This window comes from Flavobacterium sp. (genome assembly GCF_031411595.1).
GTDB lineage: Bacteria > Bacteroidota > Bacteroidia > Flavobacteriales > Flavobacteriaceae > Flavobacterium.
Genome location: NZ_JANOBI010000052.1, coordinates 42,290 through 59,685 on the forward strand (window position 1 = coordinate 42,290; position 17,396 = coordinate 59,685).

Below are 17,396 nucleotides of genomic sequence, written 5' to 3' on the forward strand. Positions count from 1 at the left end.
TCCCTTCTATCGGGGCTAGGGCAGTTGATTGATGTTGCAAATTTATTTTAAATTCAACCAATGCAGCCATCAACAATCGTTAATCTTCAACCCAATTTTTTTAGCTTTGTTGATCATAAATGCATAAGCCGCATCGTAATCATTTGCAATTTCGCCTTCTAAAATGGCTTCTTTAATCGCTTCTTTCAAAATTCCGATTTCGCGTGAAGGCTTCAACTGAAACAATTCCATGATTTCTTCACCACTAATCGGCGGTTGAAAATTGCGCACATGATCGCGTTCTTCGACTTCCACAATTTTCTGGCGAACCGTTTCAAAATTGCTATGGTATTTCTTATACTTCGCTGGATTTTTCGTAGTAATATCAGCAGCACAAAGCGTCATCAAACTGTCAACATCTTCGCCGGCATCAAACACCAAACGACGCACCGCGGAATCTGTAACCAAATCTTGCGATAAAACAATGGGCCTTGAACTCATCACCACCATTTTCTGCACAAATTTCATCTTATGATTCAACGGCATGTGCAAACGCTCGAATATTTTTTTAACCATTTTGCCACCCAAAAATTCATGCCCATGAAACGTCCAGCCTTGCTTTTTGTTGAAACGTTTGGTGGGTGCTTTTCCAATGTCATGTAACAGCGCTGCCCAGCGAAGCCAAACATCATCCGTGTTTTTGCAAATATTATCAACGACTTCAAGTGTGTGATAAAAATTGTTCTTGTGGGTTTGCCCTTCAATTTCTTCGACTTGGTTCAAATCGGTCAATTCAGGCAGAATAAGTGGCAACAAACCGGTTTTGTATAACAGTAAAAAACCAACAGAAGGTGTTTCTGTTGCTAAAATTTTATTGAGTTCCTCAACGATACGCTCGCCAGATATTATGCCAATGCGCTCTTTATTTCGTTCAATCGATTGCAAAGAATCCGCTTCAATATCAAATCCCAATTGATTGGCAAAACGAATGGCACGCATCATTCTCAACGGATCATCTGAAAAAGTAATATCGGGATCTAAAGGCGTTTTAATGGTTTTGTTTTCGATATCTTGTAAGCCATTGAAAGGATCAAGTAAATCGCCGTAAGTTTTTGAATTTAAAGATAATGCCAATGCATTAATTGTAAAATCTCGTCGGTTTTGATCGTCTTCTAAACTGCCATTTTCGACTACCGGATTTCTGCTTTCAAAATGATAACTTTCTTTCCGCGCACCCACAAATTCGATTTCAGTATCTTCAAACCGAAGCATAGCTGTGCCGTAATTTTTGAAGACTTGCACTTTGGGTTTGTTCGGAAGCAAGTCGGCGACTTTAAGCGCCAATTCAATGCCGCTGCCAATGGCCACAATATCAATGTCTTTTTTGAAATCGCGTTGTAAAATCAAATCACGCACGAAGCCACCAATGACGTAACTGGGCATATTAAGTGTTTCAGAAGCACGAGAAACGACTTCAAAAATTGGGTGTTGTAAAGCTTCTTTGTAATTGGTTTTCATTAACGACGTATCACTTTTACCTGCGAATCATTAGTCAATTTAATAATAGTAGAAGGTTTTCCTCCGACTTTTTCGCGGTGCAAATCTACAACATAGTCAACACCATCAATGATTTCTTGACTGATTTCTTTAAACGAATTGGGAGTAGGTTGCCCCGATATATTGGCTGAAGTAGAAACCAATGGTTTTTTCATGCGTTCCATGAGCTTAAAGCAAAACGGTTCTTTGACGATTCTGATTCCTAAAGTCTTGTCAGCAGCGATTAAATTCGCAGCTACATTTCGGGGATTATCTAAAATTAAAGTCGTTGGTTTTTCAGATAAATCCATGATTTGCCAAGCGACTTCGGGAATTTCTTTGAAAACATTGTACATCATTTTTTCGCCATTCATCAAGCAAATCATACTTTGGGTTTCCGCTCTTTGTTTGAGTTTGTATATTTTGGCAACCGCATCAGCATTCGTGGCATCACAACCGATTCCCCAAACAGTATCAGTAGGATAGAGAATGATACCGCCATTTTTGATTGCTTCGTAGGCATTATGAACTTCTGAATTGATATCCATCGTATAAAATTTTGATGCAAAGATATTTATTTGAAAGCAAAAAAGTGCCTAATTTAGATTCATAAAAGCGTTACTTTTAAGTATATTTGTTTTTTGCATCAATGAAAGACAAATACTATAGGGCAAGGCTCAGCATATAAGGTTTAATAAAATATGGTTGTTGAAAGGCTAGATTGGGACAGTGATTTTTTTAATTTTAATGTGGGTAAAGTGGTCTGTAGCGACGATGAATCTTTTGATGCTGAGGCATTTTTGAATTCGAATCGCTCGTTTAAACTGGTGTATGTTTTCAGCAAAACGAAAATTGACAATAGCTTGCTGAAATTAGTGGATGATAAAGTTGTATTGGGTAGAAGTCTTGATACTAATCAAAGTAATGAAAATGTCGATAGTATAATCATCAAGTCATTTGACGAACGCATCCACAGTTCAGATGAAATCAAAAAACTCGCATTGGAAAGTGGCGAATTTTCAAGGTTCAACATCGATGGAAATTTCAAAAACAACGAGTATGAAAGATTGTACACCGAATGGATCGAACAGTCAATCAATAAAAAAATCGCTTTTGAAGTATTGGTTGCAGCCAACAAAAGCAAAACAATTTTAGGGTTTATAACCTTGAATAAAAAAAGTGATGTGCTTGCCGATATTGGCCTGTTGGCAGTATCAGCAGCATCGAGAGGAAAAGGCATAGCACGAAAATTATTGCAGCATTCATTCGAAATCGCAGAACGGTTAGGCTTTAAAAGCATTCAGGTCGTGACACAATTCAACAACCTGCCTGCCATGCGTTTGTATCAAAATGCAGGTTTTGAAATTAAAGAAAGAACATTTGTTTATCACTATTGGAATTTATGATACCATTTAACAAACCCTATTTAGTAGGTAAAGAAACCCAGTATATTGAAGATGCGGTTAGTACAGGAAAAATTTCCGGAAATGGTAAGTATACCAAGCTCTGTCAGGATTTTTTTGAAAATCGCTATGATTTCAAAAAGTGCTTATTGACAACTTCGTGCACCGATGCGCTTGAGATGGCAGCCATTCTTGCTAACATCAATCAAGATGATGAAGTAATCATTCCGAGCTATACCTTCGTATCGACGGCCTTAGCTTTTATTCGCCAAGGTGCCAAAATTATTTTTGCAGATTCGAGCCGCGAAAACCCAAACATCGACGTTTCTAAAATAGAATCGTTGATTACTTCCAAAACCAAAGCTATAGTTCCGGTGCATTATGCGGGTATTGCCTGTGATATGGAAGTCATTATGGCGTTGGCCGACAAATATAATCTTATCGTAATCGAAGATGCGGCGCAAGCCATAGAAAGCTATTATACTTTCAGCGATGGAACTAAGAAAGCACTCGGTTCGATTGGACATCTTTCGGCTTTTTCATTTCATGAAACGAAAAATATCATTTCAGGAGAAGGCGGAATGTTGGCAATCAATGATGATAGATTTGTTAAAAGAGCCGAGATTATTTGGGAAAAAGGAACCAATAGGGCTGAATTTTTCAGAGGTGAAATCAACAAGTACGGCTGGGTTGATACGGGTTCTTCATTTTTGCCATCTGAAATTATATCGGCATTTCTTTGGGCGCAATTGGAGGCATTAGATGCTATTCAGAGCAAAAGAATTGTACTATGGAAGCGCTATTACGCCGGGCTCAAAGGTTTTGAAAATGATATTTTTAGATTACCTAAAATCCCTGTTTTTGCGACCAATAATGCGCATATGTTTTTTATTGTTTTCAAAAGCATTGAAGAGAGAACCGCATGCATTGATAGGCTCAAACAAAATAATATCCTATCGGTTTTCCACTATTTGAGTTTGCATAAAAGCGAATTTTATAAAGACAGATACCAAGGCGAAGCACTTGTTTGGAGCGATTTGTATACCGATTGCTTGTTGCGTTTGCCGATGTATTTTGAATTGTCTGAAGAACAAGTAGATCGGATTGTTTCTATAATTTTGAATAAGTAAAGTTGAAGCGCTGCACAGCATCATAACCCAAATACTGATGGAAAACATAAAACCCAAAAAAATAGTCTTGTTAGTAACCTATGATCATGGCGGAGCGGCTGAATATATCTACAAACTTTCGAATATTTTAAAGAACCAAGGGCATCAGATTGCTATGGTTGTCAAAGAAAAAACAAAGGCCGACGATTTTATTGTGCCATTCAAAAACAAACAAAGACCAAAGCATTCTATTTTCTTTAAGATTATTCAAAAATTAAACAAGAAAAAATATAAAATCCGACTCGACGAGAAATATCATTTTTATGCCAAAGAGGAATCATCGGTAAATCTATCGCCGCAAAAATTCTTCGACAAAGTAGGATTTGTTCCTGATGTTATTTTCGCGGGCTGGACATCGGGATTCATCAATTCATCAGAAATATTGCTTTTGCAACAATTCAGTAAGGCAAAAGTCTACACGATTACGGTTGATATGAATCACTTCACCGGAGGTTGCCATTATGCATGGGATTGCAATGGTTATATTGAAGGTTGTTCGACTTGTCCCGCAATTTTGAATTCCCATTTTAAAGATTTGGCCAAAACGAATTTTGAAATCAAATTCAACAATGCGCAGCAAGGAAATTTTGAAATCATCGCTGGCTCAGGATGGACATTGCATCAAGCCAGACAATCAAAAATATACAAGAATCAAAAGAATATCATCAATATCAATAGTTTGATTGACACCAGTGTTATGAAACCTTCCGGTAAAAATGAAGCCAAAGATGTTTTTAATTTAGAGCATGATCAATTCTATATTTTGATGGGTTGTCAAAATGCTAATGAGTTGCGTAAAGGGTTTCGGTATTTATTAGAAAGCCTCGAAATTTTACACAAAGAACTTAGTATTGAAGCCCGAGATAAAATCAATGTCATCATTGTTTCGAGCAAGCCTGTGCAAATTCAGGATGAAATTCCATTCAAAATCACACAACTTGACTATATAAAAGATTACAATAAATTGTCATTACTGTATCAAGCTGTAGATGTTTTTGTAAATTCATCCGTCGAAGATTCAGGACCGATGATGGTTTCTGAGGCTATGGCTTGTGGCACGCCAGTTGTCGGTTTCGATATGGGCGTCGTGCATAATTTGGTGATCACTGGAGTTAATGGCTATAAAGCAACTTTAATGGATTCGGAAGATTTAGCGCGTGGCATCAAAACCATTTTTAGCCTAAGTCCGGAGGAATATAACATTTACTCAAAAAATGCCGTGGATCAGATACAAGAAAATTCCTCGCTTGAATATGGTGCTTCATTAATGAAAACATTATTAAATGAATAGTATCCAATATCCCGAACAAGTATGCCACCGAAAATTGCCCATCAATTTTAAGCAGGAAGATTTGTGCCTGTTCGAAGGAGATTTGAAGCATACCAATAAAGAAAAATCGATGTTGTTTCTCAAAAATATCGATTATCTAAAAGATACGTTATTCGACAAGCGCCATTTCAAATTCTATGATGACTACTGCTTCGTTCTTAAGAAACCGCTTATCAATTTACTGGCGCGACTGATCTACTATTCCCATAAAAGCCAAACGATAGACCAAGCCGTTTGGGTTACGGATAATTGGAGCAAAGAATATTTCCATTGGTTTGCCGATGTAATCTCGCGGATTTTAATTGCAGAAGAATACATCAAAGGGCATGTGATTGTGCTTCCACATGCTCATAAAAAATACAAATACATTTCTGAGTCATTGGATTTATTGGGCGTTTCCTATACTTTTCTTGAAAAGAAAAATGTTCATTTCAATAACCTAATCCTAACGCCCAAAATAGGCATTACTGGTAATTACGATAAGGTATTAATTAATCAGGTCAGAGACCGGTTTATCGACAGCGATAAGCAGCCGTCGAAATATATTTATATCAGCAGGCAAAAAGCCAATCGAAGAAAAGTCACCAATGAAGAAGAAGTGATTGCGGTTTTATTGAAGCATCATTTTGAAATCCATTTTTTTGAAGACTATACTTTAGCCCAGCAAATACAAATCATGCAGGATACTAAGATACTGATGAGCATTCACGGTGCCGGACTGACCAATATGTTATTCATGCCCAAGAACGCGAAAATAGTAGAGCTGCGAAATGAAACCGAATCGCGTTTGAATTGTTTTTTTTCATTGGCTTCGGATTTAAATCACGAGTATTATTACCTTACCAATACGGGAACTTCAACAACTACGCATACGGCCGACATCACAGTCGACGTCAATAAATTGGAAACGGAACTGCAAAAAATCCTGAATTAATCGCATCATCATGAAAAAAGTATCGATCATCACCATCACATACAACGACAAAGCGGGTTTGCAGAAAACTTTCGAAAGCGTGTTGAACCAGACTTTCAAGGATTTTGAATTTCTCGTGATCGATGGCGGAAGTTCCGATGGTTCGAAAGAATTGATTGAGGAACACCAAAACCAAATCGACTATTGGGTAAGCGAATCCGACAAAGGCGTGTATCATGCAATGAATAAAGGAATTAAAGCTGCTAAGGGCGATTTTATTATTTTCATGAATAGCGGCGATTACTTTTACAACGACAAACTTCTCGAAGAAATAGCGCCGATGTTAACCGACGAATTCGATATTTATTATGGCGATAACTATAAGATAAGCCCGAATTCTAAAAGACTGAAAACCTATCCTGAGGAACTCAAATTTTCGTTTTTTTACCACAGTTGCATTAATCATCAATCTACGTTCATCAGAAGATCGCTTTTTGAAAAGTATTTTTATTATAATGAAGATTATAAAATAGCATCTGATTGGGAGTTTTTTGTGTATGTAATATGTTATGCAAATGTCCCGTACAAATATTTGAAAAAGACAATTGCCATGTATGATTTCACCGGAATTTCGTCCAATCCCAAATTCGCTGCTTTGCTTTTGAAAGAAAAAAAACAATCCATGGAAAAATTTTTCCCAGCATTTGTTGATGATTACAAGGATGTTAATGAACTCAACTCCAAAAGATATTTGCAATTTCAATACATTAAAAGTAAAAAGATTGCTTACAAGATTTTAAAAGCAACGATGAGCATGCTCTTGTTTTTTTTACCAAAAATGGCTAAAGCAACACCCAAAGACTAAAGTTAATCATGAAAAAAATTCACGTAGGTTTTTTGTTATCGTATGATTATGAACTCCTGAAGTTCTCTTTGCCGCCGGTTTATGAAGAAGCCGATCGCATATTTTTAGCCAAAGACAAAGATTCAAGAACTTGGAAAGGCCAAAAATTTGATGTCGATCCTGGTTTTTATGAATGGATTAAAGCATTCGATACGCAACATAAAATAGAAATCTATGAAGGCGATTTTTACCTTCCGGAGCTTTCAACAATTGAAAATGATACGCGTGAACGTACGATGCTTTCACAGAAAATGGGCATTGGCAATTGGTTGATTCAAGTGGATTCTGATGAATACTTTATCGACTTCAAAAAGTTCGTTTCCGATTTAAGGCAATATGATTCCTATTTAGACGATCCGGAAAACAATAAAATCCAGATTTTTGCTTTTTGGGCGATTATATTTAAATACACTGCCAACGGCATTTTATATATTGATGAACCGATGAAAGCCGCTTTTGCCACCAATTATCCGAATTACAAAGTCGCGCGAAGAACCAATGAAAGAGTCATTTATCTCGATAGTATTGTTCTGCATGAATCGGTAGCTAGAACCGAAGCGCAGTTGCGTTTCAAACTCGAAAATTGGGGACACAACGTTGATGTGCACAAAGACTTCTTAAACAAATGGATTGCCGTCGACGAAACGAATTACCAAACGATGACGGATTTTTATTACATCGAACCCAAACGCTGGAAAACACTGAGTTATTTCCCAACCAAAAAGATTGAAGAAATCAAAAACTACGTAGCTACTTCGAAGAATTTAAAGATTACGAAGTCGCATTTGATGTTGCGGAATTTTGGACAGTGGTTTAAATTTTTGTTTAAGCGCTGAATTCGTTTAATCGTTTAACTGTGGAATCGTTTAATCGTTCTTGCCAAATCAACGATTCCACATAATTTTACTTCTTCAACTTATAAAACCGATTCATCGTCTTCATTTCCTTAGCGACCAAATCATAATTGATATGCGCATCATCAAGCGAATTGAGCTGCTGATCCGTCACATCAAAAAGCCCGGATGGATAAATATTTGTAATCTGTTTCTTTTCAATAATGGAGTAGCGTTGGTTGTAGCCACAAATAAAACTCGTTCTTGTAATCGGATCGTATAAATCATGGCCGAAGCTATAATCAGCCGCATCGTTCTTTACACCCAAATAATGTTGCATAATGGTAGGTGCAATGTCATAGTGTAACGTTTGCTGGTTGTAAGTTTTTGCCGGTTTCGAAGCATCGAAAATCATCATCGGTACATGAATTTGATAATCTGAAAAGTTTCCACCATGCTGCCAATAACCCTTTTTATTGTCATTAAATTCTTGTCCGTGATCCGATGTTATGACAATAATCGTGTTGTCTAAAGTGCCTTTTGCTTCGAGCTGTTGCAACACTTTTCCAATCAGGCTGTCAATAAAATGCAGTGAATTTTTATAGCAGTTGATCAGCAAAGCTGGATTGTAATTGTCGTCCAACTCTAAATAATTCACGCCTTCTAATGTTGGTTTGAAAGCCAGTTTGTAATCGTTAGGATAGTCGAAACCGTGTGCGGAATCATAAAATAAAAACCCAAAGAACGGCTGTTTTTGGTTGATTTTGTCAAAATTTTGGAGCCATAAATCATTGATTTCGATATCGCGGGCGGAAGCTCTTTCTGCTTTAGAATTCAATCTCAAATTTGGAATTCCTGCAAATACATTCCTATTGAACGGCGGATTTTCTAAAGTTGAACTGCTCAAAACCTGCATTTGATATTGTTGCTTTTGCAATTCCTTGATCAAAACAGGGGCAACTTCCTGACCCGTGAACGTGTCGAAATAAGTAGCCGGAATGCCATAAATCAAAGAAAAAATCCCACCGGTTGTCATGTTCGAACCGCTTAGATGATTCGTATACACTTGACATCGTTTCGAAAATGCCGCAATATTGGGCGTGATTTGATCATTCATGAAACCATTGCGCCAAGTATCAATCACGAGATAGAGTATGTTTTTTTTGGGTGTAAGGCTTTCAGAAACAATGCTTTTTAATGGATATTGAATCGTATTGGTAGTCGATTGCGTCTGCATTTTTTCGTTTTGTTTGGCTTTTTCTAAATCTACCAAACCGAGTTTCATCATCAAACCGTCAGCAGTCAAAGGATAAAAAACTGGAAATACATTTTTGATTTGAGTTACCGGACGAAAGTAATTGGCATCCGACCAAGCATAAACCAAATGACTTGTCAGCATACAAAGCAAAAATACCATAATGGTAGGTTTGACTTTCACATTCGATTTTTTCGAAAGGATTTTTTTCGATAGATAAAAGAAAAGAAATTGCAATCCCAATAAAACGATGATGAAAAGCACAGCCATTACAATATTGGTTGCTGAAAATTGGAAGATATCAGTAGAACGTTTTCCAAAAACCAATTTTAAAACGATAGGCGAGATGTGGTAGCGGAATTGTTCGAAAATCACCGCATCAAGTTTGACAACAACCAAAATAAAAGTGGAAAGCACGATGTTGATACCTTGAGTGACTTTACTCGATTTCGTCAAATAATAAATCAGCAAGCTCAATAACAACGGCAAAACCCCAATTAAAAAGAAATGGCTTGCCGTAGTAATGGCTAAATACAACTTCAGAAAAAAGCCGTCAATATTTTCTAGAAAATTGATGTATTGTAATGCAATGAAGAGTAATATGACAAGATTGAAAAGAAAGACCAAATAAAGTTGTTTGATAAATGGCGTATGGGTTTGCTGCATAGTATTCAAATTGTTGGCAAATCAATTTTAATTAATGGTCTAATTTTCAGAAGGCTACTATATGATAATCATTATTTTTGCGTTAAATCGATAGCAACCTGCAGTAAAAGTAGCGATTAAATTGGAAAAATATAATGCAATACCTACTTTTGTTGCCAGATAAACGTATTGATGCACTTAAAGATTCATTCCCAATTTCAAAGCTTTAAACCCACGCTAATCGAATATATTGAGAACTTCAATACTTCGGGAACGGTTTTCGTTGATGGCGAGCGCAATAAAATTAAGCTGTTTGAATTGGGTAATATGACCATCAATATCAAGTCATTCAAAGTTCCGAATATCATCAATCGTGTCGCTTATCAGTTCTTTAGAAAATCGAAAGCCAAGCGTTCGTTCGAATTTGCGACTCGCCTTTTAGAAAACGGAATCGGGACGCCACAACCCATTGCTTACTTCGAAAAACGCACGTTTTTAGGTTTTGGAAACAGCTATTATGTGAGTGAACATCTTGCCGTAGATTTGACTTATCGCGAATTGGTAGAAATTCCGGATTATCCCGATGCGGAAAATATCTTGCGCCAGTTTGTACAGTTTTCGTTTCGATTGCATGAGAAAGGCATTGAGTTTTTAGATCATTCACCAGGCAATACCTTGATTAAAAAAAGGGAAAATGGGCAATACGAATTTTACTTGGTCGATTTGAATCGAATGAATTTTCATGACCATTTGAACTTCGAAACCCGCATGAAAAACCTATCGCATCTGACGCCTAAAAAAGACATGGTTGTGTTGATGAGTAATGAATATGCCAAACTGTACTCAGCCAAAACGGAATCAGAAATCATGCAAAGTATGTGGTTTTATACGGATGATTTTCAAAAGAAATTTCAACAGAAAATCAAGTTTAAAAAACGCTTTTTGTTTAGAAAATAGTTACTTATTTGAACGCATTTTTTTGAGTTCCTCATATCGTACTACTACGCTCAATGCATTCAAATAACAAACAATCACCCCTTTTTTACCGTCAAGAAATCCTAGTCTCACGATAAACTGATACAGGAATTTGTACGCTGGATGCAAGTAGAAATGATAAAAATTCGGACGGATGCCTTTTGCAAATTCTTCCTTGGCTTTGAGCTTTCCGTAGCTTACCATTTTACTTTTGTAAGTTTCGTAATCGGTATAGGAGAAGTGAATCAGTTTGTGTTTGAGTTTGCCAATTTTCCCATCAACCGTGAGTTTTTCGTGCACCAATCGTTCGGTAACATATTTGGCTTTGTCTTTCTGGAAAAGGCGGAAAATCTTATCGGTTTGCCAGCCGCTGAAATTCAGTTTTTTGTCTTCAAATATGAAAGTTCTATAGAACAAATAAGCACTTGATGCATCTGGTTTTTGGATGGTTTCGATGACTTCTTCTTTGAGTTCTTCCGTAAATCGTTCGTCCGCATCAATAAAAAGTATCCATGGGTTTTTAGCACATTCGATGGCGAAATTTCGTTGTGAACTATAATCCACGAATTTGTTTTGAATCAATTTTACCTTTTCGAAATCATTCACCAACGCAACCGTATTGTCTTTACTAAAGGAATCGATAACGATGATTTCTTCAGCAAAATCAATATCTTGCAATACTTCTTTGATGTGTTTTTCTTCGTTGTAAGTGATAATCAGCGCGCTTAGTGGCAATCGTACCTGTACTATGTTCAACGTCGATTCAATATAACTTGCTGTGAGGTTCGTGTCGAGAAATTCGTTCAATACGTCACGGAATAGTTCAGGTATAAAATACTGGTATAATTCGGGTGTCTTTTCTTTGAGTTCTTTTTCAGTGTATGCGGCCAAAAGTTCAGGATGAAACTCTTTAAGATGCACCGATGTTTGATGGATGCCGTCTTCAAATGTAGCCCAGACTTTCTTTTCTATCCAAGGCGAAAAAATAATGAATGCCGGTTTTTGCAAAGATTTCGCAATATTGATTGCTCCGCCATCATTACCAACAATCATATCACATTGGTTCATAATGGCAATAAACGAACGCAAATCATCGCCTAATAAATCAAAATAAATCTTTTCCTGTGTAGGTTTTGAACAAAGTGCATAGACTTTCTTTGCCAAGTCGATTTGCTTCGGAAAATAATTGAAAAGTATATTAACGTTGTGGTTTTCGGCAATTTGGTTGACCACTTGCGCCATATAATCGAGCGGATAGGTTTTCGACGGCTCGCTACCAATAAGACTAATCATCACCGTTTTGCGATTTTCTTGCAAACCATGTTCTCGAAACAATGCCAAAGCTTGTTGGTTTTCGGCTTCGGTCACATAAAGTTTCGGGTACGGATCGATTTCGATGGTTAAGTGCAATGGTTTTAGTAGTGAAAGTCGTCTTTCTATTGCCAAACCTAAATTGGTTTTTGGAAAAGAAGTGAAAGGAAGGTTGTCAGTGTATAAGAAACTTCTTCCGGGTTTTTTATAGGAAATACGACGTTTGGCTCCACTTAGAAGTACAAAAATCCAACTTTCTAATTTTGAATACGCATCAATCACCAAATCGTAATGCTCTTGACGGATTTGCCAAGCCAATTTCATAAAAGCGATATTGCTTTTTCGATGGATTTTTTTAAATAAAATAAGGTTGTCAATATTCGGATTGCCTTCTAGAACAGGCGTAGTCGATTCGTAGACCAAATAATCAATTCGTGCATTCGGGTAAGCTTTTTTAAGGTTGTTGCAGATAATACTGCTCACCAAAACGTCGCCAATCATCTTTTGTTGAATTACAAGAATTTTCATGAATGACTAATTTGGCTTTACAATAAGTTGATTATTATTGACTCTTTCATTGAAAGATTGAATGTAGGCTTTAATGAATTTTTCCATACTGATTCGGATTTGCGGCGCTTTATTTAATAGATTGTCTTTGAATAACGGATCTTTTTTAAAATTAAACAATCCAATCGATTTTGTACCATCAAAAGCCAAATAATAATCCTGATGAATATAATTGTAGACGTTGTCGATATAAGAAACCACGAAGTCTTTATCTGAAAGATATGATTTTCCGTATGTTACAACCGTGTCTTTGATATTCAAGTAATCTAAAACGCTGGGTAAAATATCAATCTGTTGAAAATTCTTTTCGATTACACCATGAAATTCGGGTTTCGACGGATCGAAAAAGAAAATCGGAATTCTGAATTTACCAACATTTGTGGTGTATTTTCCAGTACCTGAAGATGAAGTGTGATCGGCAGTGAAAATGAATAAAGTGTTATTATACCAATCTTGCGTTTTAGCTTTTTTGAAAAATTGCCGCAATGAATAGTCAGTATAACCAATGCTTTCATGAATTTCTGTAGTTCCTTTCGGGAACTTTCCGGCATATCTTTCGGGTATTGTAAAAGGAATGTGCGATGAAATGGTAAAGATAGATGCAAAGAAAGGCGATTTAAATGCAGTCACTTTGTCGCAAAAAAATTGTAAAAACTCTTCATCGAAAATGCCCCAAGAACCATCGAACGCACCTTCCTTTGGGTATTCATTTTTACCGTAATAATTTTCGAAACCGGCCACTTTAGAATACTGATCAAAGTTTTGACTGCCATTGAATGCGCCGTGAAAAAAAGAAGTATTATAACCTTGCTTCTTCAAAATTTTAGGTAAACCATACACTTCATTTAAAGAATATCCCGACGAAATCAGCGGGGTATTCATCAAACTCGGAATGCTCGACATGGTAGATGGAACCGCATCAATAGAAACTCTTCCATTGGCAAAACCATTTTTAAAATAGTAAGATTTGGTGATGAGGGAATCTAAAAATGGTGAATAACCGCGATGAATGTTTTCATCGCCGAAACTTTCTAGTATGATAATCACTAAATTTTTTTTGGTTGGAGCTCCAGTTGGGCTGCTTGTTATAACCGGATTGAAGATTTGATCAAGTTCTTTTTTACTGTAAAACTTAGGGTCGACCAACGTTTCTTTGCTTCCTAAAGTTTTTAAAATGCTATACGGTGTGTTGAGAACAACGGCAGTATTTCCGATGGATGTGTAATTGACCGCATCGACAATTCGTATGGGTTTTTCTTGAATACCACCACGCGCCGCCAAAAAACCAAATCCCAAAGCAATCACCAAAACCATAGATTCTTGAGCGATTTGTTTTGGAGAAATTTTTTCTTGAATCACTATTCTGGGTTTCGAAAGCAGTTTCCAAATCAGTATTGAAATCAGTATGAATCCAACAGGTAAATACCAGTAATTTATTAAAAATAAAGGAATTAGACCTCCAATTTCATTTTCCATTCCTTTGGCAGTAATCAAACCAAATGAACTCCTTCTTCCCGTAAATTTAAAGTATTCAAAATCAACAAAATTGGTCGCAATGAAAATAATGTTGACCACAAAAAAAGCAATTTTCAATCCTTTTTGATAATTGGGTTTGTATTTGAAATGGCCCGGAATTAAATGCAGTAATATGAAAAGCAAATTGATATAACCAATCGCCGACAAATCATAGATCACGCCACCAAAAAAAATACTTGGCGTAAGATTGGGGAAATAACTTTTATTGAAAAGAATAAATAAAACCCTGCAAGCTTGATAAATAAAGAAGATGACAACAATTCTTCGAATTAGAATTTTCAATACACTATGATGGTTATTCATGTTTGATAGGTAAATTTATGTTTACACCGCAACATCATATTCTCTCAATGCGTCATTCAGAGAAGTTTTCAAATCGGTAGATGGTTTTCTTTTCCCAATAATCAAAGCACAAGGCACTTGGTATTCTCCTGCTGCAAATTGCTTGGTATAACTTCCAGGAATCACTACGGAACGGGCAGGCACAATACCTTTCATTTCGATTGGCGTCGGGCCGGTAACGTCGATGATTTTAGTGGATGCTGTCAAACAGACGTTGGCGCCTAAAACAGCTTCGGTTTCAACACGAACACCTTCCACGACGATGCAACGTGAACCTATAAACGCACCATCTTCTATAATAACCGGTGCGGCTTGAAGTGGTTCTAAAACACCACCGATACCCACGCCACCACTTAAATGTACGTTCTTCCCAATTTGAGCACAGCTTCCAACCGTTGCCCATGTATCTACCATTGTGCCTTCATCTACATAAGCACCAATATTGACGTAGCTCGGCATCAAAATCACGCCTTTAGAAATGTAAGCACCATGTCTTGCAACAGCATGCGGCACCACACGAATTCCTTTTTCAGCATAACCTTTTTTCAATGGAATTTTATCATGATACTCGAAAATACCCACTTCGAAAGTTTCCATTTTTTGAATTGGGAAGTACAATACGACTGCTTTTTTCACCCATTCATTTACTTGCCAACCGCCGGCAATAGGTTCAGCGACGCGCAATGTTCCGGCGTCTAGTAAATTGATAACTTCTCGGATGGCTGCAGTTGTTGTAGCTTCTTGAAGTAGATTTCTATCATCCCAAGCGGATTCTATAATGGTACGGAGTTGGTTCATATTTTAAGAATTTTCACAAATATAGTGGCATTTTTTAAAATAGGAATACGCTAAAAATAAATAAAGTGAAGATTTTCTAATTAATCAGAATCTGCCAATTGTCCCAAGCTTGAAGTATGCTCAAAATTGATTAAAAAGCGTTTGGTTTTGGCGTACAAATACATTTTGATATTGTCAAATAGCATTACGGTAATTGGGTTTGACTTTTCATCTTTACACAAATAGATGGTGCCTCTATCAGGTAAATCTGTTTTAGAAAGAATCGTTAGATGGTAGTTTTTATCAATCTTTAAATTGATTTCGTTAGCGGTAAATTCCGCTTTTTGAGTACTAATCGTTTCACATTTACCCCATTCTTGAATGTTGTTTCTGGATTGAATCTGATTGTAGGAGAAGATTTTTTGTTGCGCATTAACGCAATAAGAAAGTAAAACGATGTATAAAAAAAACTGGCTTCTAAAAGTCATGTATTTCGATTTGGTAGTGCAATTAAGGCATTTTATCTGAGTTATCGTGCGTTTTGTCGATTTTTTAAGGATTATTTTTTAACAACCTAATAAAAACAATGTTGATAACTTTTTTGAAAACGCGACTGAGTTTAAATACTATCTTTGATAAAAAATTAAATCACATCTAATTTTAAGTTATAAAAATGCCTAGAATCCTCGCTATAGATTACGGACAAAAGCGCACTGGTATTGCTGTCACAGATGAATTGCAGATTATTGCTTCGGGATTAACAACGATTCCTTCTGAAACCATATTCGCTTTTTTGAAATCGTATTTCACTACAGAAAGAGTCATTAAAATACTGGTTGGCGATCCTAAACAAATGAATGGTCAACCTTCTGAAAGTGCTGCCATGATTCAAAATTTTGTGTTTCAATTGGAAAAACAGTTCCCGGATATTCCGATTATTCGTGTCGATGAACGCTTTACTTCCAAAATGGCTTTTCAGTCGATGATTGATAACGGATTATCGAAAAAACAACGCCAAAATAAAGGATTGATTGATGAAATTTCTGCTACTATTATGTTGCAAGATTATTTGACTAGAAAGATGATCTGATGTAATGAGTGCCTAGCCCCGATAGCAGAGGAAAACCTTTGACACCGTTGTTCGGTGGCAAAGTTTGGGAACGGATAGCGGGAAACAGCTCCTAATCACAAATTATAAAAAAATACTAATTATTTCCTTCGCATTATCGTATGTGCATTTTTTCACTATTTTTGCCGACTACTTTAGCAAAACCTTTGTGCTGTTCGAGTATAATTTAAAACCAGCATCATGATTTTACCTATTATAGGATATGGAGATCCGGTCTTGAGAAAATTGTGTGAGGCGATTACACCTCAATATCCTAATTTGAATGAGACGATTGCAAGCATGTATGAAACGATGTATAATGCATACGGCGTTGGTCTTGCTGCACCACAAGTTGGCTTGGCGATTCGTTTGTTCGTCATTGATACTGCTCCGTTTAGTGAAGATGATGAGCTTTCTAAAGACGAACAATTGCTATTGAAAAACTTCAAACGTACTTTCATCAATGCCAAAATGGTTAAAGAAGAAGGCGAAGAATGGGGTTTTAATGAAGGTTGCTTAAGCATTCCCGAAGTGCGTGAAGATGTGTATCGCCATGAAAAAATCACCATCGAATATTGCGATGAAGATTTTAATACTAAAACTGAAGTCTTTGATGGCTTAATCGCACGTGTGATTCAGCATGAATACGATCACATTGAAGGCATTTTATTCACCGACCATATTTCATCTTTAAAAAAGCAACTCATCAAAAAAAAGTTGCAAAACATTATGGAAGGCAAGACACGACCGGAGTATAAAATGAAATATGCCGTCAAAAAAGGAAGATAAATTTATAAATACGATTAACCAAAT

The 17,396-nt window shown here is 36.6% G+C and carries 16 protein-coding genes; 9 read left to right on the plus strand and 7 right to left on the minus strand.

Annotation, left to right across the window (positions count from 1 at the left end; genetic code table 11):
- Window positions 1–69 precede the first annotated feature (69 nt).
- Complete coding sequence (locus tag RMO03_RS12205; RefSeq protein WP_309642384.1) at window positions 70–1,497, minus strand: HD domain-containing protein; 1,428 nt, start codon at window positions 1,495–1,497, stop codon at window positions 70–72.
- Window positions 1,497–2,063: an L-threonylcarbamoyladenylate synthase gene (locus RMO03_RS12210; RefSeq protein ID WP_309642385.1), complete on the minus strand. Its 567-nt coding sequence runs from the start codon at window positions 2,061–2,063 to the stop codon at window positions 1,497–1,499. The genes RMO03_RS12205 and RMO03_RS12210 overlap by 1 nt, the downstream gene beginning before the upstream one ends.
- Before the next feature lie 153 nt (window positions 2,064–2,216).
- Here RMO03_RS12210 and RMO03_RS12215 point away from each other — a divergent pair, with 153 nt between their 5' ends.
- Genes RMO03_RS12215 through RMO03_RS12240 form a run of 6 tightly spaced genes read left to right on the plus strand, consistent with a single transcriptional unit; the run spans window position 2,217 to window position 8,070 of the window.
- Window positions 2,217–2,921, plus strand: coding sequence for a GNAT family N-acetyltransferase (locus RMO03_RS12215; protein WP_309642386.1), 705 nt, complete (start codon window positions 2,217–2,219; stop codon window positions 2,919–2,921).
- Complete coding sequence (rffA, locus tag RMO03_RS12220) at window positions 2,918–4,048, plus strand: dTDP-4-amino-4,6-dideoxygalactose transaminase (RefSeq protein ID WP_309642387.1); 1,131 nt, start codon at window positions 2,918–2,920, stop codon at window positions 4,046–4,048. Before RMO03_RS12215 ends, rffA begins: the two co-directional genes overlap by 4 nt.
- A gap of 37 nt (window positions 4,049–4,085) precedes the next feature.
- Window positions 4,086–5,378 (plus strand): glycosyltransferase, encoded by a 1,293-nt coding sequence (locus tag RMO03_RS12225; protein WP_309642388.1) that lies wholly within the window; start codon window positions 4,086–4,088, stop codon window positions 5,376–5,378.
- Window positions 5,371–6,351: a glycosyltransferase family 61 protein gene (locus RMO03_RS12230; RefSeq protein WP_309642389.1), complete on the plus strand. Its 981-nt coding sequence runs from the start codon at window positions 5,371–5,373 to the stop codon at window positions 6,349–6,351. The genes RMO03_RS12225 and RMO03_RS12230 overlap by 8 nt, the downstream gene beginning before the upstream one ends.
- A gap of 10 nt (window positions 6,352–6,361) precedes the next feature.
- Complete coding sequence (locus RMO03_RS12235) at window positions 6,362–7,195, plus strand: glycosyltransferase family 2 protein (protein ID WP_309642390.1); 834 nt, start codon at window positions 6,362–6,364, stop codon at window positions 7,193–7,195.
- Between the two features lie 8 nt (window positions 7,196–7,203).
- Complete coding sequence (locus RMO03_RS12240) at window positions 7,204–8,070, plus strand: hypothetical protein (protein WP_309642391.1); 867 nt, start codon at window positions 7,204–7,206, stop codon at window positions 8,068–8,070.
- A gap of 67 nt (window positions 8,071–8,137) precedes the next feature.
- Here RMO03_RS12240 and RMO03_RS12245 read toward each other — a convergent pair whose 3' ends face one another.
- Entirely contained in the window at window positions 8,138–9,988 is a 1,851-nt protein-coding gene (locus tag RMO03_RS12245) for a DUF3413 domain-containing protein (protein ID WP_309642392.1), read from the minus strand.
- Between the two features lie 171 nt (window positions 9,989–10,159).
- On the opposite strand from RMO03_RS12245, the gene RMO03_RS12250 reads away from it, so the two are divergent.
- On the plus strand, window positions 10,160–10,924 hold the full coding sequence (locus RMO03_RS12250) for a lipopolysaccharide kinase InaA family protein (protein ID WP_309642393.1): 765 nt from the start codon (window positions 10,160–10,162) through the stop codon (window positions 10,922–10,924).
- Here RMO03_RS12250 and RMO03_RS12255 read toward each other — a convergent pair whose 3' ends face one another.
- The 4 genes from RMO03_RS12255 to RMO03_RS12270 all read right to left on the minus strand — a co-directional run bounded on the left by RMO03_RS12255 (window position 10,925) and on the right by RMO03_RS12270 (window position 15,963).
- The gene (locus RMO03_RS12255; protein WP_309642394.1) at window positions 10,925–12,781 is read right to left on the minus strand and encodes a glycosyltransferase; all 1,857 of its coding nucleotides are present in this window, start codon (window positions 12,779–12,781) and stop codon (window positions 10,925–10,927) included.
- Between the two features lie 6 nt (window positions 12,782–12,787).
- Window positions 12,788–14,659 (minus strand): sulfatase-like hydrolase/transferase, encoded by a 1,872-nt coding sequence (locus RMO03_RS12260; RefSeq protein WP_309642395.1) that lies wholly within the window; start codon window positions 14,657–14,659, stop codon window positions 12,788–12,790.
- 21 nt (window positions 14,660–14,680) lie between these two features.
- Window positions 14,681–15,496, minus strand: a complete 816-nt coding sequence (locus RMO03_RS12265; RefSeq protein WP_309642396.1) for a 2,3,4,5-tetrahydropyridine-2,6-dicarboxylate N-succinyltransferase — start codon at window positions 15,494–15,496, stop codon at window positions 14,681–14,683.
- Window positions 15,497–15,576: 80 nt separating this feature from the next.
- Entirely contained in the window at window positions 15,577–15,963 is a 387-nt protein-coding gene (locus RMO03_RS12270; protein WP_309642397.1) for a hypothetical protein, read from the minus strand.
- Between the two features lie 185 nt (window positions 15,964–16,148).
- Between RMO03_RS12270 and ruvX the strand changes: the two genes are divergently transcribed.
- Both ruvX and def read left to right on the plus strand, forming a co-directional pair.
- A complete protein-coding gene (gene ruvX / locus RMO03_RS12275; protein WP_309642398.1) occupies window positions 16,149–16,565 on the plus strand; it encodes a Holliday junction resolvase RuvX in 417 nt (138 codons plus the stop codon).
- 219 nt (window positions 16,566–16,784) lie between these two features.
- A complete protein-coding gene (gene def, locus RMO03_RS12280; RefSeq protein WP_309642399.1) occupies window positions 16,785–17,372 on the plus strand; it encodes a peptide deformylase in 588 nt (195 codons plus the stop codon).
- The last annotated feature ends 24 nt before the right edge of the window (window positions 17,373–17,396 follow it).